General features: G+C 50.7%; 19 protein-coding genes and 4 pseudogenes. 11 read left to right on the top strand and 12 right to left on the bottom strand.

Annotation, left to right across the window (positions count from 1 at the left end; translation table 11 throughout):
- Window positions 1–158: 158 nt before the first annotated feature.
- Both OGV93_RS21195 and pyk read left to right on the top strand, forming a co-directional pair.
- Window positions 159–1,028: a MurR/RpiR family transcriptional regulator gene (locus tag OGV93_RS21195; protein ID WP_019076523.1), complete on the top strand. Its 870-nt coding sequence runs from the start codon at window positions 159–161 to the stop codon at window positions 1,026–1,028.
- A 118-nt stretch (window positions 1,029–1,146) separates the two neighbouring features.
- Window positions 1,147–2,589, top strand: coding sequence for a pyruvate kinase (gene pyk / locus OGV93_RS21200; protein ID WP_046276423.1), 1,443 nt, complete (start codon window positions 1,147–1,149; stop codon window positions 2,587–2,589).
- Between the two features lie 45 nt (window positions 2,590–2,634).
- Here the strand turns inward: pyk and lpxM are convergent, their stop codons facing one another.
- From lpxM to znuA, 3 genes are all read right to left on the bottom strand, one after another.
- Window positions 2,635–3,606, bottom strand: a complete 972-nt coding sequence (gene lpxM, locus OGV93_RS21205) for a lauroyl-Kdo(2)-lipid IV(A) myristoyltransferase (protein ID WP_047501988.1) — start codon at window positions 3,604–3,606, stop codon at window positions 2,635–2,637.
- Window positions 3,607–3,725: 119 nt separating this feature from the next.
- The gene (gene mepM / locus OGV93_RS21210) at window positions 3,726–5,045 is read right to left on the bottom strand and encodes a murein DD-endopeptidase MepM (protein WP_016152763.1); all 1,320 of its coding nucleotides are present in this window, start codon (window positions 5,043–5,045) and stop codon (window positions 3,726–3,728) included.
- Between the two features lie 15 nt (window positions 5,046–5,060).
- Entirely contained in the window at window positions 5,061–6,005 is a 945-nt protein-coding gene (gene znuA, locus OGV93_RS21215) for a zinc ABC transporter substrate-binding protein ZnuA (protein WP_131381109.1), read from the bottom strand.
- A 78-nt stretch (window positions 6,006–6,083) separates the two neighbouring features.
- Between znuA and znuC the strand changes: the two genes are divergently transcribed.
- From znuC to OGV93_RS21230, 3 genes and pseudogenes are all read left to right on the top strand, one after another.
- Window positions 6,084–6,839 carry a zinc ABC transporter ATP-binding protein ZnuC gene (gene znuC, locus OGV93_RS21220; protein ID WP_200084224.1) on the top strand — a complete coding sequence of 252 codons (756 nt, stop codon included), beginning with the start codon at window positions 6,084–6,086 and terminating at the stop codon, window positions 6,837–6,839.
- Entirely contained in the window at window positions 6,836–7,621 is a 786-nt protein-coding gene (znuB, locus tag OGV93_RS21225) for a zinc ABC transporter permease subunit ZnuB (RefSeq protein ID WP_016152760.1), read from the top strand. Before znuC ends, znuB begins: the two co-directional genes overlap by 4 nt.
- Window positions 7,622–7,912: 291 nt before the next feature.
- Window positions 7,913–8,176, top strand: a pseudogene (locus tag OGV93_RS21230) (SOS response-associated peptidase family protein); the annotation flags it as partial.
- Window positions 8,177–8,536: 360 nt separating this feature from the next.
- Here OGV93_RS21230 and OGV93_RS21235 read toward each other — a convergent pair.
- Window positions 8,537–9,463, bottom strand: a complete 927-nt coding sequence (locus OGV93_RS21235) for a LysR family transcriptional regulator (protein WP_047054289.1) — start codon at window positions 9,461–9,463, stop codon at window positions 8,537–8,539.
- Window positions 9,464–9,645: 182 nt separating this feature from the next.
- Between OGV93_RS21235 and OGV93_RS21240 the strand changes: the two genes are divergently transcribed.
- From OGV93_RS21240 to OGV93_RS21255, 4 genes and pseudogenes are all read left to right on the top strand, one after another.
- Window positions 9,646–10,809 (top strand): mandelate racemase/muconate lactonizing enzyme family protein, encoded by a 1,164-nt coding sequence (locus tag OGV93_RS21240; RefSeq protein WP_004202520.1) that lies wholly within the window; start codon window positions 9,646–9,648, stop codon window positions 10,807–10,809.
- A 76-nt stretch (window positions 10,810–10,885) separates the two neighbouring features.
- Window positions 10,886–11,731, top strand: a complete 846-nt coding sequence (locus tag OGV93_RS21245) for a fumarylacetoacetate hydrolase family protein (RefSeq protein ID WP_047054293.1) — start codon at window positions 10,886–10,888, stop codon at window positions 11,729–11,731.
- 85 nt (window positions 11,732–11,816) lie between these two features.
- The gene (locus OGV93_RS21250; protein WP_047054294.1) at window positions 11,817–13,160 is read left to right on the top strand and encodes an MFS transporter; all 1,344 of its coding nucleotides are present in this window, start codon (window positions 11,817–11,819) and stop codon (window positions 13,158–13,160) included.
- Window positions 13,161–13,777: 617 nt separating this feature from the next.
- Window positions 13,778–13,873 (top strand): annotated as a pseudogene (locus tag OGV93_RS21255) (SOS response-associated peptidase); the annotation flags it as partial.
- A 114-nt stretch (window positions 13,874–13,987) separates the two neighbouring features.
- On the opposite strand, the gene OGV93_RS21260 reads toward OGV93_RS21255, so the two are convergent.
- Window positions 13,988–15,529, bottom strand: a complete 1,542-nt coding sequence (locus tag OGV93_RS21260) for an EAL domain-containing protein (protein ID WP_261333378.1) — start codon at window positions 15,527–15,529, stop codon at window positions 13,988–13,990.
- A gap of 284 nt (window positions 15,530–15,813) precedes the next feature.
- Between OGV93_RS21260 and OGV93_RS21265 the strand changes: the two are divergent.
- A pseudogene (locus tag OGV93_RS21265) lies at window positions 15,814–15,956 on the top strand (DinI-like family protein); the annotation flags it as partial.
- A gap of 127 nt (window positions 15,957–16,083) precedes the next feature.
- Here the strand turns inward: OGV93_RS21265 and OGV93_RS21270 are convergent.
- Window positions 16,084–16,212: pseudogene (locus OGV93_RS21270) on the bottom strand (helix-turn-helix domain-containing protein); the annotation flags it as partial.
- A gap of 60 nt (window positions 16,213–16,272) precedes the next feature.
- Between OGV93_RS21270 and OGV93_RS21275 the strand changes: the two are divergent.
- Window positions 16,273–16,356, top strand: coding sequence for a tail fiber assembly protein (locus OGV93_RS21275; RefSeq protein WP_306299935.1), 84 nt, complete (start codon window positions 16,273–16,275; stop codon window positions 16,354–16,356).
- Here the strand turns inward: OGV93_RS21275 and OGV93_RS21280 are convergent.
- The 6 genes from OGV93_RS21280 to OGV93_RS21305 form a co-directional block, all read right to left on the bottom strand.
- Window positions 16,328–16,909, bottom strand: coding sequence for a tail fiber assembly protein (locus OGV93_RS21280; RefSeq protein ID WP_075847165.1), 582 nt, complete (start codon window positions 16,907–16,909; stop codon window positions 16,328–16,330). The genes OGV93_RS21275 and OGV93_RS21280 overlap by 29 nt on opposite strands.
- Window positions 16,909–19,656: a prophage tail fiber N-terminal domain-containing protein gene (locus OGV93_RS21285; RefSeq protein ID WP_080625047.1), complete on the bottom strand. Its 2,748-nt coding sequence runs from the start codon at window positions 19,654–19,656 to the stop codon at window positions 16,909–16,911. Before OGV93_RS21285 ends, OGV93_RS21280 begins: the two co-directional genes overlap by 1 nt.
- Window positions 19,657–19,724: 68 nt before the next feature.
- On the bottom strand, window positions 19,725–23,105 hold the full coding sequence (gene gpJ / locus OGV93_RS21290) for a phage attachment tail tip protein J (RefSeq protein WP_080625046.1): 3,381 nt from the start codon (window positions 23,103–23,105) through the stop codon (window positions 19,725–19,727).
- 71 nt (window positions 23,106–23,176) lie between these two features.
- Entirely contained in the window at window positions 23,177–23,854 is a 678-nt protein-coding gene (locus OGV93_RS21295) for a tail assembly protein (RefSeq protein ID WP_049268765.1), read from the bottom strand.
- A complete protein-coding gene (locus tag OGV93_RS21300) occupies window positions 23,752–24,486 on the bottom strand; it encodes a C40 family peptidase (RefSeq protein ID WP_075847159.1) in 735 nt (244 codons plus the stop codon). The genes OGV93_RS21295 and OGV93_RS21300 overlap by 103 nt, the downstream gene beginning before the upstream one ends.
- An 11-nt stretch (window positions 24,487–24,497) precedes the next feature.
- Window positions 24,498–25,193 carry a phage minor tail protein L gene (locus OGV93_RS21305; protein WP_016152743.1) on the bottom strand — a complete coding sequence of 232 codons (696 nt, stop codon included), beginning with the start codon at window positions 25,191–25,193 and terminating at the stop codon, window positions 24,498–24,500.
- Window positions 25,194–25,196: the final 3 nt, after the last annotated feature.

The following is a 25,196-nucleotide window of genomic DNA, read 5'->3' on the forward strand; positions in this document are numbered from 1 at the left end:
CCGACTCCGATCATGTAATGAAAAAAAACAACAACTATTCTGTCCATTTTGCCCCGTTGCTGCATTAGCAGGGGTAATATCTATACACGAAATTATGCCCCGATTTCTCCGTATCATTGAAATCGTTTTTGCCCATGACCCATGAGTCTACCTACATCATGAATATGCTGGAAAAAATCCAGTTAAAACTGGAACAGTTGAGCAAGTCAGAGCGTAAAGTCGCCGACATTATTCTTGCCTCTCCCGAGCGGGCAATCCATTCAAGCATCGCCACACTTGCTGTGGAAGCCAATGTCAGCGAACCGACGGTGAACCGTTTCTGTCGCAGCATGGATACCCGCGGCTTCCCTGATTTTAAACTGCATCTGGCGCAAAGTCTGGCAAATGGCACCCCATATGTTAATCGCAATGTGGATGAGGATGACAGCGTAGAATCTTACACGGGGAAAATCTTCGAGTCAGCGATGGCAAGCCTCGACCACGTCCGCCAGTCGCTGGATAACGCAGCGGTAAACCGGGCCGTAGATTTATTAACTCAGGCGAAAAAAATTGCCTTCTTTGGCCTCGGTTCTTCTGCCGCAGTGGCGCATGACGCAATGAATAAATTTTTCCGGTTTAACGTACCGGTAATCTATTCCGACGATATTGTTCTGCAACGCATGAGTTGCATGAATTGTAGCGACGATGACGTCATTGTGCTTATTTCTCATACCGGAAGAACCAAAAGTCTGGTGGAACTGGCGCAGTTGGCGCGGGAAAATGACGCCATGGTTATCGCCCTCACCTCTCCCGGCACGCCACTGGCGCGTGAAGCAACGCTGGCAATTACTCTCGATGTACCGGAAGATACTGACATTTATATGCCCATGGTCTCTCGACTTGCTCAACTGACCGTGATAGATGTGCTGGCTACAGGATTTACTTTGCGCCGTGGGGCAAAATTTAGAGATAACTTGAAGCGTGTCAAGGAAGCGCTCAAGGAATCGCGTTTTGATAAAGAATTACTCATCAAGAGTGATGACCGCTAAAAGCAATAACAATGTTCTACCCTTTTATCATCCGGGTCGTTCATTTACCGTTAATATTTGAGAACGACCGGATTAATGTTCACGCAACACCAAGTTGTTTCAGTCAACGGAGTATTACATGTCCAGAAGGCTTCGCAGAACCAAAATCGTTACCACGTTAGGCCCGGCAACTGACCGCGATAATAACCTTGAAAAGATTATCGCCGCGGGTGCGAACGTCGTACGTATGAACTTTTCTCACGGCTCTCCAGAAGATCACAAACTGCGGGCGGATAAAGTCCGTGAAATTGCCGCAAAACTGGGACGTCATGTAGCTATTTTGGGTGACCTGCAGGGACCTAAAATCCGCGTATCAACCTTTAAAGAAGGTAAAGTATTTCTTAACGTTGGCGACAAGTTCCTGTTAGACGCCAACCTCGGCAAAGGCGAAGGCGACAAAGAAAAAGTCGGTATTGATTATAAAGGACTGCCTGCTGACGTCGTCCCAGGCGATATCCTGCTGCTCGACGACGGCCGCGTACAGCTTAAAGTGCTGGAAGTTCAGGGCATGAAAGTCTTCACCGAAGTTACCGTCGGTGGCCCGCTGTCCAACAATAAGGGCATTAACAAACTGGGCGGCGGTCTCTCTGCTGAAGCCCTGACCGAAAAAGACAAAGCCGACATCGTCACCGCTGCGCAAATCAGCGTTGACTATCTGGCCGTCTCCTTCCCGCGCTGCGGCGAAGATCTGAACTATGCCCGCCGTCTGGCGCGCGACGCTGGCTGCGATGCGAAAATTGTCGCCAAGGTAGAACGTGCAGAAGCCGTCTGCGACCAGAATGCGATGGATGACATCATCCTTGCCTCCGACGTGGTGATGGTGGCGCGTGGCGACCTGGGCGTTGAAATTGGCGATCCTGAGCTGGTAGGTATTCAGAAAGCGTTGATTCGCCGCGCACGTCAGCTGAACCGTGCGGTCATTACCGCCACGCAGATGATGGAATCGATGATCACCAACCCAATGCCGACCCGTGCGGAAGTGATGGACGTGGCTAACGCCGTCCTCGACGGTACCGATGCCGTTATGCTCTCTGCAGAAACTGCTGCAGGTCAGTACCCGGCTGAAACCGTCGCGGCTATGGCACGCGTCTGTTTGGGTGCTGAGAAGATCCCGAGCATCAATGTTTCTAAACACCGCCTTGACGTGCAGTTTGATAACGTTGAAGAAGCGATTGCCATGTCAGCGATGTATGCCGCTAACCACCTGAAAGGGGTCACCGCTATCATCACAATGACGGAATCCGGTCGTACTGCGCTGATGACTTCACGTATCAGTTCTGGTCTGCCGATTTTCGCGATGTCTCGTCATGAACGTACGCTGAATCTGACTTCCCTGTATCGCGGCGTCACCCCGGTTCACTTTGACAGCGAAACTGACGGCGTCGTTGCCGCCAATGAAGCAGTGAATCTGCTGCGCGATAAAGGCTATCTGGTTTCCGGCGACCTGGTCATTGTGACGCAAGGCGATGTCATGAGCACCATTGGCTCAACGAATACCACGCGTATTCTGACCGTCGAGTAACGCCCCGTTTGATGTAAAAAAGCCTCTCGTTTGAGAGGCTTTTTTTTATTTCTTCGGATAAAGATCTTTACGCTTATAAGGCTCAATTTCACCGGGTTTGCGCGTCTTAAGCAGTTTTAGAATCCAGGTGTATTGCTCGAGATGCGGCGTGACAAAGATTTCCACTTCTTCGTTCATTCGTCTGGCAATGGTGTGGTCATCCGCCGTCAGGATGTCATCCATCGGAGGACGAACCTGAATCGTTAAGCGATGCGTTTTCCCATTGTATACCGGGAACAGCGGCACCACACGGGCGTGACACACCTTCATCAGGCGGCCAATCGCCGGTAACGTGGCTTTATAGGTAGCAAAAAAATCCACAAACTCGCTGTGCTCAGGGCCATGGTCCTGATCCGGCAGGTAGTATCCCCAATATCCCTGACGTACAGACTGAATAAACGGTTTGATGCCATCATTACGCGCATGCAAACGACCACCGAAACGACGGCGTACCGTGTTCCAGACATAATCGAATACCGGGTTTCCCTGATTGTGGAACATCGCAGCCATTTTCTGTCCCTGGGAAGCCATCAGCATCGCTGGGATATCTACGCCCCAACCATGAGGAACCAGAAAAATCACTTTTTCATCGTTGCGACGCATCTCTTCGATGATTTCCAGCCCCTGCCAGTCGACCCGATGCTGAATTTTTTCCGGGCCGCGTATGGCGAGTTCCGACATCATAACCATCGCCTGAGGCGCAGTCGCAAACATCTCATCGACAATAGCTTCACGCTCAGCTTCGCTGCGCTCAGGAAAGCAGAGGGATAAATTGATCAGTGCTCTGCGACGCGAGCTTTTTCCCAGCCGCCCGGCCATTCTTCCGAGCTTTGCCAGAATTGGATCGCGAAATGATGCTGGCGTTAACGAAATGCCTGCTATCGCCGCCACACCAAGCCATGCACCCCAGTAGCGCGGATGGCGAAATGATTTGTGAAACTCGGGGATATATTCAATATTCTTTTTTTTCGTTTCCATGCTCTTCCAGTGTCTGGTGCGGCGAAAAGTAGATCTGCTGATAGTGTAGCGGCGCGCGATGCGCCGTACAAAATAAAAAAGCCGGCACGCATAGCGTACCGGCTCTGTCAGCGTGTTAATTAATCGAAACGCAACTGAGGAACAACCTCTTTCACCTGTGCCAGGTAATCGGTACGATCCGATCCAGTCAGGCCTTCTGTGCGCGGCAGTTTCGCCGTCAGAGGATTCACTGCCTGCTGGTTGATCCAGACTTCGTAGTGCAGATGCGGACCCGTTGAACGCCCGGTATTGCCAGACAGCGCGATACGATCGCCACGTTTCACTTTTTGTCCTGGTTTGACCAACAACTTACGCAGGTGCATATAACGCGTGGTATAGGTGCGACCATGACGAACCGCAACATAGTATCCGGCTGCGCCGCTGCGCTTCGCTACAACCACTTCGCCATCACCCACCGACAGCACCGGCGTCCCCTGCGGCATCGCAAAGTCGACACCTTTGTGCGGCGCAACGCGTCCGGTCACCGGGTTCAGACGACGCGGGTTAAAGTTGGAAGAGATGCGGAACTGCTTAGCCGTTGGGAAACGCATAAAGCCTTTCGCCAGTCCGGTACCGTTGCGGTCATAGAACTTACCGTCTTCAGCACGGATTGCGTAATAATCTTTACCTTCAGAACGCAAGCGGACGCCCAACAGTTGGCTTTGCTCACGTTTACCGTCCAGCATTTCGCGAGACATCAGTACCGAGAACTCATCGCCTTTTTTCAGTTTGCGGAAATCCATCTGCCACTGCATGGCCTTAATCACTGCGCTGATTTCAGAGCTGGTCAGTCCGGCATCTTTGGCACTGGCGACAAAACTTCCGCCCACGGTGCCTTTGATTCGGCTGTTAACCCAATCGCCCTGCTGCATTTCGCTGCTCATTTTGAAACCCGTCGCGGTGCGATCGTAAGTACGGGTTTCACGACGGGAGACTTCCCAGGTCAGGCGCTGCAAGTCACCTTCCGCGCCTAACGTCCAGGAAAGTTGCTGACCAATTTTCAGATTACGCAGTTGTTTGTCGGAAGCCGCGAGTTGGCTGATGTCACCCATATCGATGCCGTACTGATTCAGAATACTGCTCAGCGTATCGCCCGTGGAGACGACATACTCATGCACGCCGGCTTCACCAGACGTTTTGTCATCCAGTTCGTCCTGTGGGATAGCTTCGTCTTCCTGAGCAGCCTGATCGATAGGTTCGCTGGCCTCAGGCAATAGTGAACGAATCTCGCTTTTTTCCAGCTCGATAGTTTTGACGATGGGTGCAGAATCAGGATGGTAAACATAGGGCCGCCAGACAGCGACGGCCAATGTCAGTACGGTAAGCGACCCCAGCATAACGCGATGGGGCCGCGGCAGATTATTAAATGCCAGAGCGACAGAGCGGGCTATCTGTTGCACGTAATCACTTCCTCATTAATCTCCTTTCAGGCAGCTCGCATACTGGTTGGCTAATTGGTTCAAAAACGCTGAATAGCTTGTTTTACCCAGTTTGATATTCGTTCCGAGCGGATCCAACGTTCCCATTCGAACGGATGTCCCTCTCGCGACGGCTTCAACGACCGCTGGCCTGAACTGTGGCTCAGCAAAAACGCAGGTTGCTTTTTGCTCAACCAACTGTGTTCTTATTTCATGTAAACGCTGCGCACCAGGTTGAATCTCAGGGTTCACGGTAAAGTGACCAAGCGGTGTTAGTCCGTAGTGTTTTTCGTAGTAGCCATAGGCGTCATGAAAAACGAAGTAACCTTTTCCCTTGAGCGGCGCGAGCTCGTTACCTACCTGCTTATCGGTTGCGGCTAATTGTGCCTCAAAATCCTTCAGGTTGGCGTCAAGTTTGGCTCGACTTTGCGGCATAAGTTCCACTAATTTTTCATGGATTGCAACCGCTGAGGCCCGTGCTATCTCTGGGGAAAGCCAAAGATGCATGTTGTAATCGCCGTGATGGTGATGCTCGTCACTTTTTTCACTGCCAGCATCATTATGTCCATGATCGTCATCATCGTCGTCAGTACCTTTCATGAGTAACGGTTTCACGTCATTGAGCTGCGCAATCGTTACCTGTTTTGCGTTAGGAATATTCTTGACTGATTTTTCCATAAACGCTTCCATCTCAGGTCCAATCCAAACGACTAAGTCCGCGCCCTGTAAGCGTTTTACGTCTGAAGGACGCAATGAGTAATCGTGTTCGGAAGCCCCGTCAGGCAGCAGAACCTGGGTGTCAGTAACCCCGTCAGCAATGGCTGAAGCGATAAACCCCAGTGGCTTAAGAGAAGCCACGACAGCGGCATTTGCCGACTGTGTTGCACTACCCCAAAGAGCAGCGGATAATGCTGCGAAAAGAAGCGTATTTTTATGTAACATAATGCGACCAATCATCGTAACGAATGTGAGAATTGTGATATTATAACATTCTATAACTTCTGCAAGACTAAAATTGATATGACGACTTTGGTTTCACTGGAAAATGTCTCGGTCTCTTATGGTCAACGCCGCGTCCTCTCTGACGTATCGCTTGAACTTCGACCCGGTAAAATATTGACGCTTCTCGGCCCAAATGGTGCCGGGAAATCTACGCTGGTGCGCGTTGTATTAGGGCTGGTAGAGGCTGATCAGGGAGTTATCAAGCGTAATGGTCGATTGCGGATTGGCTATGTGCCGCAAAAACTGTACCTCGATACGACGCTTCCGCTGACGGTAAGTCGGTTTATGCGCCTGCGTCCCGGCACCAAAAAAGAAGATATCCTTCCGGCACTGAAGCGTGTTCAGGCCGGACATCTGATGAATGCGCCGATGCAAAAACTCTCTGGCGGGGAGACACAACGCGTCCTGTTGGCCCGTGCTTTATTGAATAAACCTCAGCTACTAGTGCTTGATGAGCCAACCCAGGGCGTGGATGTCAATGGGCAAGTCGCGCTGTACGATCTTATCGACCAGTTGCGACGTGAACTGGATTGCGCCGTACTGATGGTTTCTCATGACCTGCATCTGGTGATGGCAAAAACCGATGAGGTACTGTGCCTGAACCATCATATTTGTTGTTCTGGTGCGCCGGAAGTGGTTTCCATGCACCCGGAATTCATCTCAATGTTCGGACAACGCGGTGCCGAACAACTCGGAATTTACCGTCATAATCATAATCACCGCCACGATTTACAGGGTCGTATCGTCTTACGCCGAGGAAATGGTCACTCATGATTGAATTGTTATTACCCGGTTGGTTAGCCGGGATCATGCTGGCCTGTGCCGCTGGCCCGCTCGGCTCGTTTGTGGTCTGGCGTCGAATGTCTTATTTCGGTGATACGCTGGCCCACGCTTCGCTACTGGGGGTCGCCTTTGGCCTGCTGCTGGATGTAAACCCTTTCTATGCGGTCATCGTCGTCACCTTGTTGCTGGCAGGCGGTCTGGTATGGCTGGAAAAACGCCCCCACCTCGCAATCGATACTTTATTGGGCATTATGGCCCACAGTGCGCTGTCATTAGGGCTGGTTGTCGTCAGCCTGATGTCTAACATCCGTGTGGATCTGATGGCCTACCTGTTTGGTGATTTGCTCGCCGTGACGCCAGAAGATCTTATTTCCATCGCCATTGGAGTGGTTATCGTTCTGGCGATTTTGTTCTGGCAGTGGCGCAACCTGCTGTCGATGACCATCAGTCCGGATCTGGCATTTGTGGATGGCGTGAAGCTGCAACGCGTTAAGCTTCTGCTGATGCTGGTCACAGCATTAACTATTGGCGTGGCGATGAAATTTGTCGGAGCGTTAATTATCACCTCTCTGCTTATTATCCCTGCGGCAACCGCCCGTCGCTTTGCCCGTACGCCAGAACAAATGGCAGGGGTTGCCGTTGGTGTGGGAATGATAGCGGTTACAGGCGGGCTGACCTTCTCGGCCTTCTATGACACCCCGGCAGGTCCTTCCGTGGTGCTGTGTGCTGCGCTGCTGTTTATCTTCAGCATGATGAAAAAACAGGCGAGCTAATGCGTATTTTAGCCGGATGGAGGCTATCACCTTATCCGGCTTTTTATTTCATGAACGAAATGGCTCCCTTCCCGCGGTTTATTAAATGTTTATCCCCACAGCCACATAATCAGCGTTAGACTATAAAATTGATTTTGTAAATTTAGCAATTACAGTCAATTACCATAAAATCAATCAGTTAATGAAAAATCGCCTTGGACAATTTCGGGCAATGTGAGTCATTTCATCGCCCCAAATCATGCCCCGAACTGATTTTTGCCCCCAAATTTGCCCCCAAAAATTAACAATCGATGGTGGTCTAAGCTGCCGCTAATTTATGCACGTTCTGAAACTACAACCATCAGCAGAATGTTTAAACCACTCTGGCAGCATGGCCGTGTAATTTGCTTAGCTGATGGCTGGTAAGAATGGAAAAAGGAAGACGACAAGAAACAGTCTTGCTTTATTCATCGGGCCGATGGTGCCGTACCGGCTGATAAATTTATACGGCACGCGGTGACGCGTGCCGTTGGAAATGTGAAAAATCAGGGGCCCCAATTAATTCAACCAATGTGACGCAGCATTACATTGCCAAATTCATAGCTACCATTTGATATAATTGAAATTATCATGCTTTCTACTTTCAAAAACAGCCAGTGGCTACCTTTACAACTCATTGATTATCTAAACTTTGATTTTAGTTTGGGGAAGAGTTTTCGCCAAGAATCCAAGTTTTTCGCCGGCACATTCAACGCACTACCACTATTGGCAAACCTCGATGATAAAGCTTTTACTGCCGCTGAAGTCCGCTATGAGCGAAGAGCGGCCATCGGATAGTACTAGCTCTGCATGTAATGCCACGTCTTATGGGCTTCATGTTCTCTCACTTTTTTCTTATGATGGTGCAGTAAGAAATGCGTGAATATTTTCCGATTGTCAGATCTGGTCCTCTACGAAAATTTCCCACAACTCTTCTACAGCGCGGGACATCTTTGCTGCCGGGCGGAAAAGCCTGATGTCTATGGGTACCCAGAGCGCGCTCTCTTTCTTCGCCGCAACGGCAATGGAACCGGCATCAACATCCGGCGCTGCCAGCGTTTCCGGCAACCATGCGATGCCGTCACCGGCCCTGACCATGGCCAGTAATGTTGCAGCCAGATCGGCAGTGAATGCGATTTCCATTCCGCGTCTGGCACGGTTGACCTGCGAGGTGTTGGAAAGGATCCGGCCAAGGCCGGATTCAGCCGAATAGGACAGAAAAGGAAACTTTTTGCCGCCCGATGCATACCACATTGGCTCGCGGGTTGCCGGATCGCATCTGGAATAAGGCAATAATGTTTCCCGCCCGAGCCGAACACTGAAGTATTTCGACTGATCAAGATTGATGCGCATATGAGGGTGGTAGTAACAAAGCAAAAACTGCGCGTCACCTTTGTCGATCATGCGTTCACAGGCACTCAGTGTGTCAGATAACAGGCGAAAAGAACCGAAGCGGGCGATTTTTTCGTTATTACGCATCAGTGCTGGGAAAAAAGAAAATGACAGAGAGTGCGTGGCGGAAAAAATAACATCCGGTCTGGTTTCTCCTGCGGCCTCTATAGATTCACTTCTCAAGGTATAAAGTGCGCGAATAAGTTCAGGGATCTGCGTAACGAATACTTCCCCGGCGCGCGTCAGGCTGACGCCCCGACGATTTCTTTCAAAAAGCGGCGTTCCAAGCCACTCTTCCAGCGAGACAATCCTCCGGCTGAATGCTGGCTGCGTCACATATCGTGAAGCTGCCGCACGGGAGAAATTCAAGGACTGTGCCAGCGCAACACAGTCCTCAAGCCAAGTTAACTCCAAGTGATGCCGATTTTGCATTACAGCCTGCCTCTTTGGCATTAGAACGAAATTTGTTAACTGCTTAGGATGGTATCAGACAGGACAACAAGGTCCCTGAACACTACGTTAGTGCATTATGCCGATAAATATACGGCATGACATAAAATATAGCGTAGGTAATTTAGTTAGATCGTATTTGACTGGAAACTGCCGGAGAGAACATGCGTATCCTTGACGTTGTAGAAATTACCAAGCCTATTGCTTCCCCTATCCGTAATGCTTACATCGATTTCAGCAAGATGACGGCCAGCCTGGTTGCCGTTGTGACAGACGTTGAGGTAGACGGACGTCGCGTAGTGGGATACGGCTTCAACTCTAACGGCCGTTACGGTCAGGGCGGCCTGATCCGTGAACGCTTCCGCAACCGTATCCTCGAAGCCGAACCAGAAAGCCTGCTGAATGCCAAAGGCGACAATCTAGATCCGCATAAGATCTGGGACGTCATGATGAGCAACGAAAAACCGGGCGGTCACGGCGAACGTTCAGTTGCGGTAGGTACGTTGGACATGGCCATCTGGGATGCAACTGCAAAAATTGCTAACAAGCCGCTGTTCCGCCTGCTGGCAGAAATGAAGGGCGTTGAGGCTAACCCGCGTGTTTTTGTCTACGCGGCGGGCGGTTACTATTACCCGGGTAAAGATCTGAGCGCGCTGCGTCAGGAGATGCGCGGTTATCTTAATCGCGGCTATAACGTTGTGAAGATGAAAATCGGTGGAGCGTCTCTGGAAGAGGACCGTCGCCGTATTGAGGCCGTCCTGGAGGAAATTGGCAGCGAAGCGCGTCTCGCCGTTGACGCCAATGGCCGCTTCGATCTGGAAACCGGTATTGCCTATGCGAAAATGCTGCGTGACTACCCGCTGTTCTGGTACGAAGAGGTCGGTGACCCACTGGATTACTCCCTGCAGGCCGCGCTGTCAGAGTTCTATCCGGGCTCAATGGCCACGGGTGAAAACCTTTTCTCCCATCAGGATGCGCGAAATCTGCTGCGCTATGGCGGCATGCGCCCGGATCGAGACTATCTGCAGTTTGACTGCGCACTCTCTTATGGTCTGGTTGAATATCTGCGCACGCTTGATGTGCTTGAGCAATTTGGCTGGTCACCGTCACGCTGCGTCCCTCATGGGGGTCACCAGATGTCCCTGAACATTGCCGCAGGCCTTGGCCTTGGTGGCAATGAAAGCTATCCCGATCTGTTCCAGCCTTACGGCGGTTTCCCTGACTCGGTGAAGGTGGAAGATGGCCATATCATCATGCCGGAACTGCCGGGTATCGGTTTTGAGGGTAAATCAGACCTTATCAAAGAAATGCGCGCGCTGGCTGTATAAGTCTCTGCTGACATCTCGTCTTGCTTAATTTAATGACGCCCTTCCGCGATGCGGAAGGGCGTAGCGGGAAAAATGTATGAAGCTTTTAAGTTATCTGACGCCTGATGGATATAAAAGTTACGGTATTTTACAGGGTGAGGGAGTTATTGACCTGAGAAGCCGGACAGATATTGATACTCCCGATTTGAAAAGTTTTATCAGAGAAAAAGGGATCGCAGCAGCTGACGGATATATCAGCTATGAGCCGGATTATCAGCTTTCTGATATTACCTTCCTTCCTGTTATTGATAATCCGGGCAAAATACTTTGCGTCGGCATGAATTATCAGGCCAAACGCACTGAGTTTAGTATTACTTCGGATGCGCCTACCATATTCATCCGGTTCTCAGATTCTCAGACCGCTCATCTGGGCAACATCGTGAAGCCTGCGCTGAGCGATCAGCTCGATTATGAGGGTGAGCTTGTAATCATAATCGGAAAATCCGGCATAAACATCGCTGAGCAGGACGCTGCAGAATACATAGCGGGCTATTCCTGCTATATGGATGGCTCCGTGCGTGACTGGCAGCATACCTGGTTCACTGCCGGCAAAAATTGGAGCAAAACAGGTGGGTTCGGTCCCTGGCTGGTTACGTGTGATGAGGTCCCCGATCCGCAAAAGCTTCAGTTAAAAACCTGGCTTAATGGTGAAATTGTTCAGCAGGACAGTACAGCTAATATGGTTCATCCAATAAGCAAAATTATCAGTTATATGAGTACCTTTACACAGCTATCCCCGGGTGATGTTATTTTGACGGGCTCACCAGGCGGTGTTGGTCGTTCACGTAACCCGCAGGTATTTCTTAATGACGGCGATATTATTGAAGTCGAAATTGAGTCAGTTGGTCGCCTGACTAATTACGTCGTTGCAGCTTCAAAATAATAAAAATATTTTATCTGACTGATATTTAAAAGGACCTGAAATCAGCATTTCCTCCCCTACATCTGCTCTAAATGAGGAAGTTATCATGAGTGATAATGCTCTTAAAGGTAATGCGCTTATCGGGAAAAAACGCTGGACAATAATACTCCCTGCAGTGTTTATCATGTATACCATTTCTTTCTTCGACCGGGTGAATATAGGCATGGCGCTGCCCCATATTACGGCCGAGATGGGGCTCAGCCCGGTAGAAGCTGGCTGGCTTGGCGGTGCATTTGCATGGGGCTACGTGGCGACGCAGTTTACCGCTGGCTGGCTGGCGCTTCGCTTTGGATCGCGAAGAATAATTGGCGTCAGCCTGTTTCTTTTTGGTGCCTGCGCCATGCTCACGGGTCTGACGCGTAACTTTGGTGAACTGGTTGCCATCCGTTTCTTCTTGGGACTTGCTGAAGGGCCGATTCAGGCAGCAACGGCGATGTTTCTGGCACAATGGTTTATGAAGCCAGAAAGGGGACGCGCATTTGGTATCTGGAACCTCAGCCTGGGGGCCGGTGCGTTTCTGGCCGGTCCAATATCGGGCTGGATCCTGGCACATCATGACTGGCGCATGATGATGGTCATTGAGGGGGCACCCGCGTGGCTGTTCTGCATCATCTGGTTTTATCTGGTACCTAAAAGTATTCAGGCTGCAAGCTGGCTCAGCGCCGAGGACCGGGATCATATCCAGAAAGACCTTGCGGCTGAGCAGTCAAACTATGTGAAGGAGAAATCTGACCCCTGGTGGACCATTATCAAAATACCGGCACTCTGGCTGATGTTAATCGGCTATTCCCTGCACAGCATGCTGGCATACGGCTTTACGCTCTGGCTGCCGACGGCACTTAAGGGGTATGGAACGCTCAGTGAATTCATAGTCGGTCTAATCAGCGGAATGCCTTTCCTGATGACCATGGTGGGCATCTGGTATATCACCCGGCGGTCAGATAAATACAACCAGGAACGGCGGCTGCATGCCGCTATTCCCACCGTGTTGTGCGGTATCGCGTTGTCAGCCGCGGCCTTTGTTCCGCTGTCTTACTACTGGGTGCAGATAGCCCTGTTCATGTTTGTCGGCCTGACAATGAAGATGCTTGTGCCGTTGGTTTACGTCCGGTTGACGGAAATCCTCCCGACAAGGAAAGCGGTCCCTGCGGTGGCATTTGTAGGTGCATGCAGCAACTTTATTGGTCAGTTTGGCGGACCGCTTGTTGCCGGCTACCTGAAGCACCTGGGGGGCGGTACTGACATGACGCTCGCATGGAGCGTACTGGGTCTGTTCTCAATCGTGGGGGGAGTACTGTTTGCCCTGGCCGTGGGACGTGAGGAAAGCGTCTGGGACATCAGGCAGGCATTCCGGGTTACTTCCCGCAGGACGATTTCCGCGCGGGAATAGAATGCAGAACCTGCCCCTGCGTATGGGGCAGGCAGACATTTTTATAATCACTGACGTTTATTAATCAGGAGTGCGATGTGAGGTTATATATCAGAGAATCTCTGGCGGCATATACAGGCGCCGGGCTCGTACTCAGGCGGGAAGAGCAGATCAGAATCAATTACGCATAATGAATGAACTTTACGCAAGATTGAATCCATTCCGGTAATAGAGTGTGCCTGATACCCTGGGTATAACTGATGTTATGCAACGTCCGCTTCTGGCACATAGCAGCCCTTAAGCGGTAACTCGCCATCATGGGGTGTCGGGGGTCGGAGGTTCAAATTCTCTCGTGCCGACCAAAAATCCTTTAATAACCAGCCTGTTACGGCTGATTTTTTTATGTCTTTTTTCTGAAAGGGGAAGCTTCGGGGAATCACTGGGAAAAAGTCCGTCAAATGTTGTCTCTTAATCGCTCTCGAACACAATGATTAAGGCCCCCTTCACTTTCGGAATTCATCAATTCACAAAGAAATCATTCCGATTTATTTTACAAGCTCCGTTTAAATCTTTAACGGTGCGCACCACTTTTTCTTACTGCCCAATACTTTTAGTCTGACATATGGCTGGAGGTTTCTATGTGTGGACGCTTTTCACAGTCAATGACACAAGAGGACTATCTTGCCCTGCTCGCTGAAGAAGGTGAACGCGACATTCCATACAATTTTGAACCAACTAGCTGATTGAATGCGGCAAGATATCAAAATCCTTCTGCAGTTAAATTTATATAGCTCGCGGTTACGCGTGTTATATAGAATGTGAAAACAATGAAAATAAAGTAATAACTATTAAGGCAAATTGGCATCCTCGACTAATTTTGTCAATTTATCTATAGATAACGGCTTTGAGTAATACCATCCCTGTACACCGCACTCAGGGAACATTTCAGTTAAATAATTAACCTGAGTTGATGTTTCCACACCTTCGAATACGACCTTATGAGTTATATCTTTAAAAATCTCTACCAATCCTGATAATAAATTATTACTTATAGAGTATTCATCGATAGAGTCTGTAATTGATTTATCAATTTTAATTTCATCTATTTGTAAACTTGACAGCCAGTTTAAATTTGAATAGCCCGTCCCGAAATCATCAATGGCTATTGAAATACCTTTATCATTAAATAAAGAAATTACCTTTTGGAGTGAATTTAGATCCGCACTCTGTCTTTCTGTTAATTCCATCATTATCATTCCGGGCTTTATATTTAATTCATCGATCATCTGAAACACTTTTCTTTGAAAAGATTCAGACAAAAGATCTTGAGAACTAACATTAATGCTTATAAAGACATTAAATTTTTCAGAAAGAGACCTAGCTTCTTTTACTACCATTCGAAATACAAGATTACTTACATCTTGAATTAAATTATATCTCTCTGCAATAGGGATAAAAATATCAGGAGGAATGCTACCAATATCATGGTCATCCCATCTAATAAGTGCCTCTACACCAATAACCTTACCGGTTTTTATTTTATAAATAGGTTGATATACAAGATATAATGATTCATTTCTTATGGCATTTTTTAATCTTGATACTAATGATTGTTTGCGTGCAACCTTTTGATTATAAACAACACCTAAAAGAACACCTGTTACAATAGATGTAAATGCAATCAACAATATCATTAACCAATTATCGAAACTCACCCACGGGAATTTCACTCCTCCCATGACACAGATGTCATGTTTTCCATTACAACTTTGTGTAGTAATAAGTCCTAACTGATAGGATTTATCATGTTTAGCCTCCTCAAGCAGATCGACCAGATCACCAAACCTAAACAAATGAAGAGAATGATCTCTATTGCCGACAATTGCTGAAAATCCTTTCTCTTCATGGTCTGTAGCAAATCTGTTAAAAGCAAATGGTGAAATCGTTATAGCTAATTTTTGGTTGCTTAGTAAATCAGCTTTAACATTATTTTCCAACAACACGCCAAAAAACCACGTCAAGTTATCTTTTTCAACTTTTCTATCGTATATGTTGAGTAATAATGGTGCTGGCAACTTTCCCCACAACGCAGTACAAGTAATTGCCCCATTAGAAATAAATGATATATCCTTTATAAGTGCATAAGGCCATAGAGCGATTCTTACAGCATGAAGCTGTAGTTCACTACAGGGACTATAAGCATCAAACATCTCATAACCATCATTTATTTCATCAATCTGTTGAATGAGACTAACACTTCTATTCAATACTCGTTCTGTATATGAACCGATACGCTCCTTATATATATAATAAGTAGAAATCTCAGTTAACGACAAAAACAGCAAAAATGAAAATGTGATTGATATCACATAGGGCTTAAGTGTAGTCAATTTGTAGTTCTTTATCACACAAACCTCTTAATATATCCTAACCCTTTGTGACAACATACATTCCACTATCAATATACAATGTTGAACATACAATTAAAATAGATTATCGGCAACAATAGTTGTTTCTTTATACTTTCCATTAGAAACTGACATCATACTATAGTACAAAACTATATAAGTGAGATTTATGTCTCCATTTCAATCAAGTACATGTCTCCCTACATGTACAAACATCGTGAACATGATAGCATTCAAGGGGGCTGAGTATGATGAGGGAGCGTTCTTCCCCCGATGCTGGTGTTCGGGTAAAACCGCTCATGACACTGCCGGCGATCAACACTGACGCCAGCAAGTATGGGAAGGAACAGATTAGCTGTACTGTTCAGGAAATGTTTGAAGAGGCTGATTGTGGCTGGTTTCAGATTAAACGCCTTGAACCATCATATTGCTTAAGTACAATCCGCCGTGACTGGCAATCATTCAATACTCGCACTATCGAACGTTCGCCAGTTCGCCGCCGCCCGTTCTCGCATACGACGACGCGTGGCGTCTTCTCAACACCGCGCAGGTAATTTTTTGTATAGCGTCGACACCCCTACATCATAAATTATAGCCAAACGTTTTCTTGACTCACCTGCAGCAATCAACCTTCCAGCCTGAGCCCACTCTTCTGCGGTTAACTTTAGTCCTCTTGCACAAAAGACATCGATATATCAGCCAGCGAGGAAACAGAACTGGCGGCGTTGCGAAGCTATCGAACTGAGTTACGTCGCATCGATTTGTCTTCCGCCCCTGATATTAACTGGCCTGAATATTCGGTTGAGTAGGCCATTCTGGATTTGAGGTATCTACCCGGTTAAGCAAGACACGGTATTTCTTCCACTCCAGTAAAAGTGCGGTTTCAACCTTCGTTGCCATGCCCAGATCAACAGCATCCTGTAAGGGGGCTATAGCGGATGTTGCGACCGCCAGAAGATTTATTTTTTCCTGTTCGGCCAGCATCAGAAGATGTTTATTTTCCGCATCGGTATCGTGGACCCACTGTGCTCCATCCCACTTAACAAAATGGCCTTCCGGCGCGACGGAAACAACATCGTCAGGTAACTTACCTAACTGGTCAATCGTGGTAGCTTTCCCGGTTTGAATGTCGTAGACAATTTTCCCGCGATGGTCCTCAACCAGTGACCATTTTTCTGACTTAAGATTAAATACAGCGACAAAACCGGCCTTCGCTGGCGGCGGAGAAATATTGGTACTGTAAGCAGGTAATCCGGTATTAGCAGGGATAAACCCTTCACATTTCCCAATATATTCATTTGTATCTGCACGAAGATTGTAGAGAGTAATAGTCCGATTTTCTCCGGTCATTTCAAAAGTCATCAGGCAAGCCTCACAATATAGTTAAACGCAATATTTTTGACAGTGTTTTCCGCGTTACCAGTAGCGTTAACAGTGACGGAGTGTCCGTGTGAACCAATAGCAATGGAGTGTGCATGAGCGCCAATTGCAACAGAGTGCGCATGGTTACCCGTAGTGTTTGTGACGCCAGACCAGGTTCTGGAAGCGTTAAAGTTTACAGGAACACCATAAGTAAAATTAGAACCTGTAAAACTTTTAGCCGCTGTAGAGCCACCAAGTGTAAATGTTCCACTTGCTGTATAGAAGCTACTATTATCACTTCTGAAGTAACCGAGAGTACCAGTAATTTCCATAGTACCTCTGTTGTGGTTATGGTCACCGGTAGTGTTTGAAGTCTTAGTGCCGTAATCAAACGATGATGTGGTTTTAGTTCCCAAATCCGTACTGGATGCGCTGGCTCCGTGGGTATGCGATATAACACCATCCTGTTCATATGAAAGTGCCGCACGACCGTTCGGTTTACCCTTAATCGTCTGGCCTCGCATATCCGGGATAACACCCGATGGATACGCAATCGCAAGCAATGGATAGGCTGCTTTATCGAAAGGTTGCCCCTGCATTAAAGCATACCCTTGCGGAGTTGTATCAGACGGCCAGGGAATAGGTGCGCCGACCGGAAAAGAATCATCAGGTACCCAGGGAGTCCATGCCTGCGTTGAATGCTTGCTACGTGTATAACTGCGGGATGAATTGTACACGCGGTAAATCTGTGTCACTCCGGCGCTTCTCAGTACCATCAGAGAACCTGCATTATTCTCCGGGTAATTCAGTGCCGTACTGGTATTAACATTCATATCCTGAGCATACAGCCCCGGCGTCTGGAAATTGTCCAGATTTTGGTCTGCACCAATCATCAAGACTTGCCCGTTAAAAATATCCTGTGAGGTGATGTAAATATCATCTGTAAGCGCTTTTTCGTTTACTCTGCGCGTTGAAGGCACCGCGCCAGCTGCTAAATTTATCGTTTCTACCAAACCAAGGTATGTGATAATTTCATTTATTGAGTTTTTAGCAATCAACCCACGCCCGGTCGTCGTCAGATCCGTCAACATCAACGTATTTTTACTGCTAAAAAATGGCAATTTACTTCCGGAGGTAGACAGCCCGGACAGCGACGTCAGTATTTCATTTAGCGGCTGTTTACCCGCTAACGCATTGAGCATCGTGGTTGCAAAATTAGGATCATTTCCTAATGCCTGCGCTAACTCAGCCAGCGTATCCAGAGCTTCAGGGGATGAGCCAACTAATGCAGCAACCGCAGCCTGAACGTACTCGGTATTCGCAATCTGTTTGTTACTGACACTTAATGGCGGCGTGGGGGCAGTTGGAGTCCCTGTCAGATCCGGACTGTCCAGTGGGGCCTTCTGGTTTGCCAGGTCTTTGACTTTTTTAACGGCTTTCGGTGTCGCTGCATAGGCTTCACTGTCGCTGTCGTCATCGCTGCTTAACTGCACAAGCCCTTTCTGCGTGGTGCTGGCGTCTCCTGGCTTCAGACTTTCAGCAATATCCCTCGCTTCATCACGGTATCCCTGTGAGGCTACTGCCGCGCTTTCAGCGCCAGCCATTGCGGCTTCGGCGCGCTGAGTATCATCAGCTACAGCAGCTTTCAGTTGCTCCGAAACCTTGCCTGCGGCTTTCTCCGCAGCGTCTGTCGCCGCTGTTTCAGCGGCCTCCACTGCCTCGTTCCGGGAAGTCAGCGCCTCATCTCTGGCCTGTTCTGCACGGGTGACACTCTCAGCGGCTGCATTTTTCTGTTTCTCAGCCTTTTCGGCTGACTGCAGGGCTGATGCATCACTGGAAGATGCCGATTCTGCACTGGCTGATGCCGCAGCCTCTGATTTAGCAGCCTTTTCGCTGTACTCCCTGGCATGCTGTTCACTTAGCACTGCAGCTGCCGCGCTGTTATCACCCTGTTCTGCCGCCTGCGTGGCCGTAAGGGCGCTTTCACGCGCTGAAATTTCAGATGCGGCTGCATTACCGGCATGTTCACCCGCTGTTTGTGCTGCTGCAGCAGCACTTCCGGCACTTCCTGCTGCTGACTGTGCCGAAACTCCCGCTTCCTCCTGCGCTTTCTGTACCGTATCGGCGGCGATTTTTGCCTGTCCGGCCTGCTCCGTCGCTGTCTGTGCAGACTTTGCCGCACTGTCCGCATCCGCTGCACAGGCCAGAACGTCCTGCGCGGTCTGTCGGGCATTATCATCAGCAGAGCGGGCAGACACATCAGCAGCATCTGCAGAGCGTGCTGCCTGCTTCTGTGACTCTGCTGCAGCCGTTGCAGAAAGGGCTGCCGAATCCTTACTTTGTTCCGCTGACTGTGCGGCCTGTTCGGCGCGTTCCCGATCCTTTTCTGTTGCACCGCTCAAATCCACTACACGGTTTACCATTTCTTCAAAGCGTTTCATCACCTCCGGGCGCAGATCTGCATCTTTTGGTGCATCGAGAAACGCATTCAGGGTATCCGGCGCATCAGTCGGGGCCACGTAAATGTCGCCAGCCACAGAGGGCGGAAACCCTTCCCGCATCAGTGACACACTGTAATAACCCGGTTCAGCCTCAATGCTGTAGTGGCCGTTCGCGTCTGTAACAGTGGATGAAATCACCTCCACAACAACGGTCGGGCTGGTTTTCTTCGCATTCAGCTGAATAGTGCAACCCTGTACCGGTTTCCCCGCCCCGTCTTTAAATACGCCAGAAATTTGTACTGACATATGTCATTACCTCTTGTTTTCAGCAATAAAAAAGCGCCCATTCAGGCGCTCGTTTCTGGATTCAGGTATCAGTAAATGCTGATCCCCGTGCTGTTCTTCTTCACCACCATGACCAGCAGGTTGCTGATATCAGCCCAGGCCCCGCCGCCATACCCCCTGGATGAAACCGTGAAGCTCAGCGTCACATTTCCACCTCCGGCTGGCATATCAAGAACCCTGCTGAATGATCTCGCTGTAATCGCGGGTTCTGCGTTGTATATCTCTCTGCCGTTGTGCTTCACCACAAGCCCACAGTCTGTCCATATCTCGTTGCTTGTCTCTGATTTTGCCTTTCCTCCTGCAAAGGTGATGGGGGGAATGATTATCTGCCTGTCAAAATGGTGGTCATCCTGTATCTGAACCGTGAGGGTCCCATTCGGGTAATTAGCGCTTCCGGGGAAAGCCCGCCCGACGGCTTTAACGATATCGCCGACAATATTCTCTGCCCGCATTGTCCCGTTAATGGTGCAGTTTTCCGCTATCGTCACATTATTGAGGGTGCCGGAATTCGCGCTGATATTACCGCTGATATCCGCATTACGGGCAGTCAGCCTGCCGTCAGGCGTCAGCATAAAGGTCGGCGGGTTCCCGCCACTGGTGATGCTCGGGGCCGTCAGATATTTGAGGAACACCTCGTTCATAAATATCTGGTTGCCCTGCGCCACAAACATCGGAGTTTCATTGCCGTTCGCCGGGTTGATAAACGCGATACGGTCAGCCGCCACCAGGAACTGGCTCAGCTTACCTTCTTCCGTATCCTCCATGCTCAGGCCCAGACCAGCCACATAGTGCTTCCCGTCTTCGGTCTGTTCTATCTTCACGCCCCACATGGCATTCCACTTGCCGTTCGCGTCCTGCCACTCTTCCGAAAACTGATCCAGCCGGCTGGCGTTGTCTTCTGTCAGTTCCACCTTCTCCAGCAGTTCTTTGCCGAGGTGGCTTTCGGTGATTTCCCCTTTGAAGAAGTCCAGATAGCCCGCCGCATCGTTGCTGGCCTGGCCTTTAGCCTCCACGAACGCCGATTTCCCGACCTGGTTCACGGCACGGATATAGAAGTAATAGTCTTTACCTGGTTTGATACTCGCGTTTGCCGCAATCCAGTACAGCGCCGTGCCGAGATAACGCGCATCGCTTTCCACCTGGCGGATATCGGTTATCTGCGTATCCGTAAACCAGAATTCATACTGCACCGTGGGGTCATATACCGCCTGACGCGGGGTGGCGGTTATCTGGAAATAGCCGGGAATCAGCTCAACATAAGACGGTACAGCCGGCGCGGCGATACTGAAATCTGTGCTGGCAGGCTCACCCTGCTGGCCCTGGGTGTTCACCGCCCGCACCGTCAGGGTGTAGCGCCCCGGCGTCAGGTTGCGGAAGGTGTGCTCCGTTTCGGTCAGGGTCAGGCTGCTGGCCAGGCGGTCGCTGTTATCTTCCGCTTTCACCGTCAGGCGCAGGAAGAAGTTAACGCCTTTCACCACGCGCGGCGTGTCCCAGCGCGCCCGCGCCTGATACTGCCCGTCCTCTGCCAGAATCTCCGTGGTGAGATGCTGCACAGCGGGTGGTGTGTTCGTGATACCTGTGCCGGGCAACGGGTCAAACTTCGCACCGTTGTCCACGATGCTCTCTTTCTCCGGAACATGCTGCACGGCGGTGATGGCATACGTCCCGTCATCATTCTCCCGTATGGCCACGCAGCGAAACAGGCGCTGGCGCAGGTCCGGCAGTTTCAGCCCCCACACGCTGTACGCCGCCACGCCATCGGGTAACTGGCTGACGGTCACGCGGTCCGGGGCCGGATGTGCAGTGACCGCGACGGTAACAGGCTGGCCATCGCTGCCCACCAGGTTCAGCACCACATTGCCGCCTGGCGGTATTTCCACCTCGCGGTCCAGGGTGAGCGTACGGGACAGGCTGTCGACCGACAGAACGCGTCCGCCCACGGTCACGCCGGCATAATCACTGTCGCAGACCTCAATGATATCGCCGGGAACATGTCGCAGTCCTTCGGCCCCCACGGAAAAATCCACCGTCTGCGTTTCCAGCAATTCGGTGGTGATGGCCCACAGTCCGGCGCGGTGCGCCTGCCCCCGGCTGGTACAGGCGAACGCGTCCATCTTCAGGACGTTGCGACCGTAGCGCCGGATGGCAGCGTCGTTTTCCACCAGTTCGGTGGACGTTTCCCAGCCGTTGTTCGGGTCGGTGTAACGGACCTCGGCGGCATTATGGCGCTCTTTCAGGGCGCTGAAGCTGTAGATGAACGGCGCACCGTCAGCGGGCATCACCACATTACTCTGCGTATAGGTCCAGACTTTATCGGCGGGCCGGTCCTGTACAAAGGTCAGGGTATTGCCGTTCCAGACCGGCATGCAGCGCATCAGGGAACAGAAGTCCCCCAGCACGTCCCACGCTTTACGCTGGTCCGTCAGATACGCATTGCAGGTGATACGCGGCTCTGTCCCGCCAAAACCGTCTGGAACAAGCCGATCGCAGTACTGTGCAATGGCATACAGCGCCCACTTGTCCACATCGGCAACACCGATGCGGCTTCCCATGCCATAGCGCGGGTGGGTCAGCATATCCAGCACACACCAGGCCGGATTATCTGTCCAGGCGGGTTTAAACGTCCCGTCCCACAGCCCGGAATACGTCCGTTTTACCGGATCATAATTCGACGGCACCTGTACGATACGCCCGCGCAGGAGATAGTTTCGCGTGACCTGTTGGCTGCCAAACTGCTCCGCGTCCACTTTTACCCCGATAACGGCGGTATTCGGATAGAGTTGTTTTACATCAATGATTTCGGTATAGCCCGACCACACCGTTTTGTTCTGCAGCAGGTCTGTCGTACTGTCATCAGTGATACGTTGCATGCGGACTTCAAACGGCCGGGGCGGCAAATCATCGATCACCACAGATGCCAGAAACTGCGTGGTTGTTTTACCTGTAATGGTGATATCCCGTTCCGTTCGCCACAGCCCGTCCCGGCGAAACTGGATCAGCATCTGTACGCTGGTCGGGTTGCGGTCGCCTTTGGTACTGGTACTGACCAGAGACTGCACACCAAAGGTAAAACGCAGACGGTCCACCGTTTTAGCGGTAATGGTGCGGGTCACCGGCTCTGACTTCTTCACCTCCACACCCAGCAGGGTTTCAGCACCGGAGTCTTCGAACCCCTCCATCGCGGTCTGCTCATCCTCCCCCACGCGGTAAACCACGGTGACACCGTGAACCATCGCATTACCGTCGCTGTCGAGGACCGGCGTTTTGTTAATTCTGACACTTTTCAGCCCGTCCACCGGACCTTCAATCGGCCCCTCGCAGATGGCATCAACAACGGTCAGCATCTGGCTGGATTTCAGGTCGTCAGGAGCCTCATGCGGCGTTTTACTGCTGCCACCACCCTTACCCATAATCTGTTCCCTCTGAAACGACAAAACCGCCCGAAGGCGGTTCTGTTTTAATATAAATATGCTGCAGTAAATCAGCGACCGATGATCACCACCTGCCCGCCGCCGCCCTCATCCCGTGTGCTTATTTCCTGGGAGATCGTGCGGGAGCCGACCAGCATTTCACCGTACAACACCGGCAGGGCATTCCCCTGCGCCACCATGTTGTCCAGTGACGAAAAATAAGTGTTCTGTTTGCCGTTATCGGTCTGCCGGGACGAGGGGATTTTTGCCTGCGGCGTCAGCATCTGCGCCACACCACCCAGCATCATGGCTGCCCCCATAGAAAACAGAACTGAGGATACCGAAATACCACCGGCAGATAACGCAGCCCCCCAGGCTGCCATTGAAGCGCCTGCCGTAAAAAAGGACGCGCCTATTGCCACAGCACCCAGCACGACCTGAAACAGGCCACCGGATTTTGCCCCTGCCATACGCGGGACAATATGAATAATGGCCCCGTCCGGCAGCGGTTCATGCAGACGGGCTGACACGCTGGTTTCATCCACATCCTGACCGGCGATGCGTATCTGATACCAGCCATCATTCATTTTCTGCCGGAAGCCCGGAACCTGTATGGCCAGCGCGTAAATGGCCTCGGCCCCCGTTTTTATACTGAGGCTGAAGCGGCGGCCAAATCGTTGTAAATCCCCGTGAAGGCAGAGTCGTGCCATGCCCGGTGTCGCCATATCGAGTGTGTGCGGCGTTGCCATTTTTCAGAATACCTCTCGCGTTTACTGAGCTGGTCAGGAATATGGTGCAGCAGTTCGCCGTCGCCGCAGTAAATCGCGGCATGGTTGGCAACTGATGAACCAAAACAACAAATCAGAATGTCTCCGGGCTGTGCCTCTTCAGCATTCACCCGATAAAAACCTGTCGCCTCCAGATTATCCAGATACAGATTCTCGCCCTGCTTCCACCAGTCCTCCCCCCGCGCAAAATCCGGCATCTCAATACCCGCCAGATGGTACGCATCTCGGAACAGGGTGTAACAGTCCGTCCCCCCGTGCTCAAATGCCCGCCCGGTGAGGAATGGCATGCAGCGAAATTTGTATATCCGGTCATCGCAGACCAGCCACCACGGCAGGCCACTTTGCACCTGCAGGCGGCGATCAACATCGCTGAGAAACGGCTGGCCATCGGGATGGCTGTGTACCAGGGCCACCACATCGCCTGCCGCCTGCGCCTGAAGGTAATCTGCCGGATCCATGCGGAAATACAGAGTCGGTTCAGCGGAAAGATTCTGGCAGGGAAAATACCGCTCCCCTGCGGGCGTGTTCACCACCCAGCCACACGATTCAGCCGGCGCGCATGCTGCAGCATGCGCCAGGAGTGTTTTTTTCATGGGTGTATCCATCAGGAAAGACGGTTAATGGAGAGGAAACAGCCGATGCGCGGCAGGTTATTACGCAGCTCGCAGCCGGTACGGCATTTGCTGCAGGCATCTTTTGCAGGGTCTGTCGTGGGTTTATCAAACTCGTCCGCCACAGGTGGCCCGACATAGCCACACTCCTGCGAACGGTAGGTCCAGTTGCAGACATCAGCCAGCATGATCCGCGACGGATACACGCTACCGTCCGTTTCGGTCGGTGTGGCCAGCACGAAGGTCGCCGTGGTGGCTTTCAGCTCCGACAGTTGTTCAATCACCCAGCGGCTGACCACTTCCTGTTCCGGATCAGCCTCCGGATTGCCGCCTGTAAAGTTCACCGCATCGAGAAAACGGGCGTATACCACGCGCCTTACCACCGTGGCCCCGACGAGGCTCTGCACATCCTCCGCGAGTCCCGTGACCATGCCAAACAGGTTCGACACCGCCAGCGTCGGTCGGGAAGACGTCCCTTTCCCTACCAGATCAAATCCGGTTCCCTGTATCGGGTAAACGTCATACTTCCTGCCCTGCCAGGTGACCGGCTCTCCCTTCTCGTTTAGTTCATTTGAAAAGTAGTAACGCTGGCCACCAAAGGCCGTCAGGTCGATTACCCACAAGTCAATGCGGGCAGACTGCTCGGTTTTCGTGGTTTCGTTGAGGGTGTTCTGAGGAATATCCTGCATAAG

Source organism: Citrobacter sp. Cb031, from assembly GCF_030336725.1.
Taxonomy (GTDB): Bacteria; Pseudomonadota; Gammaproteobacteria; order Enterobacterales; family Enterobacteriaceae; genus Citrobacter; species Citrobacter braakii.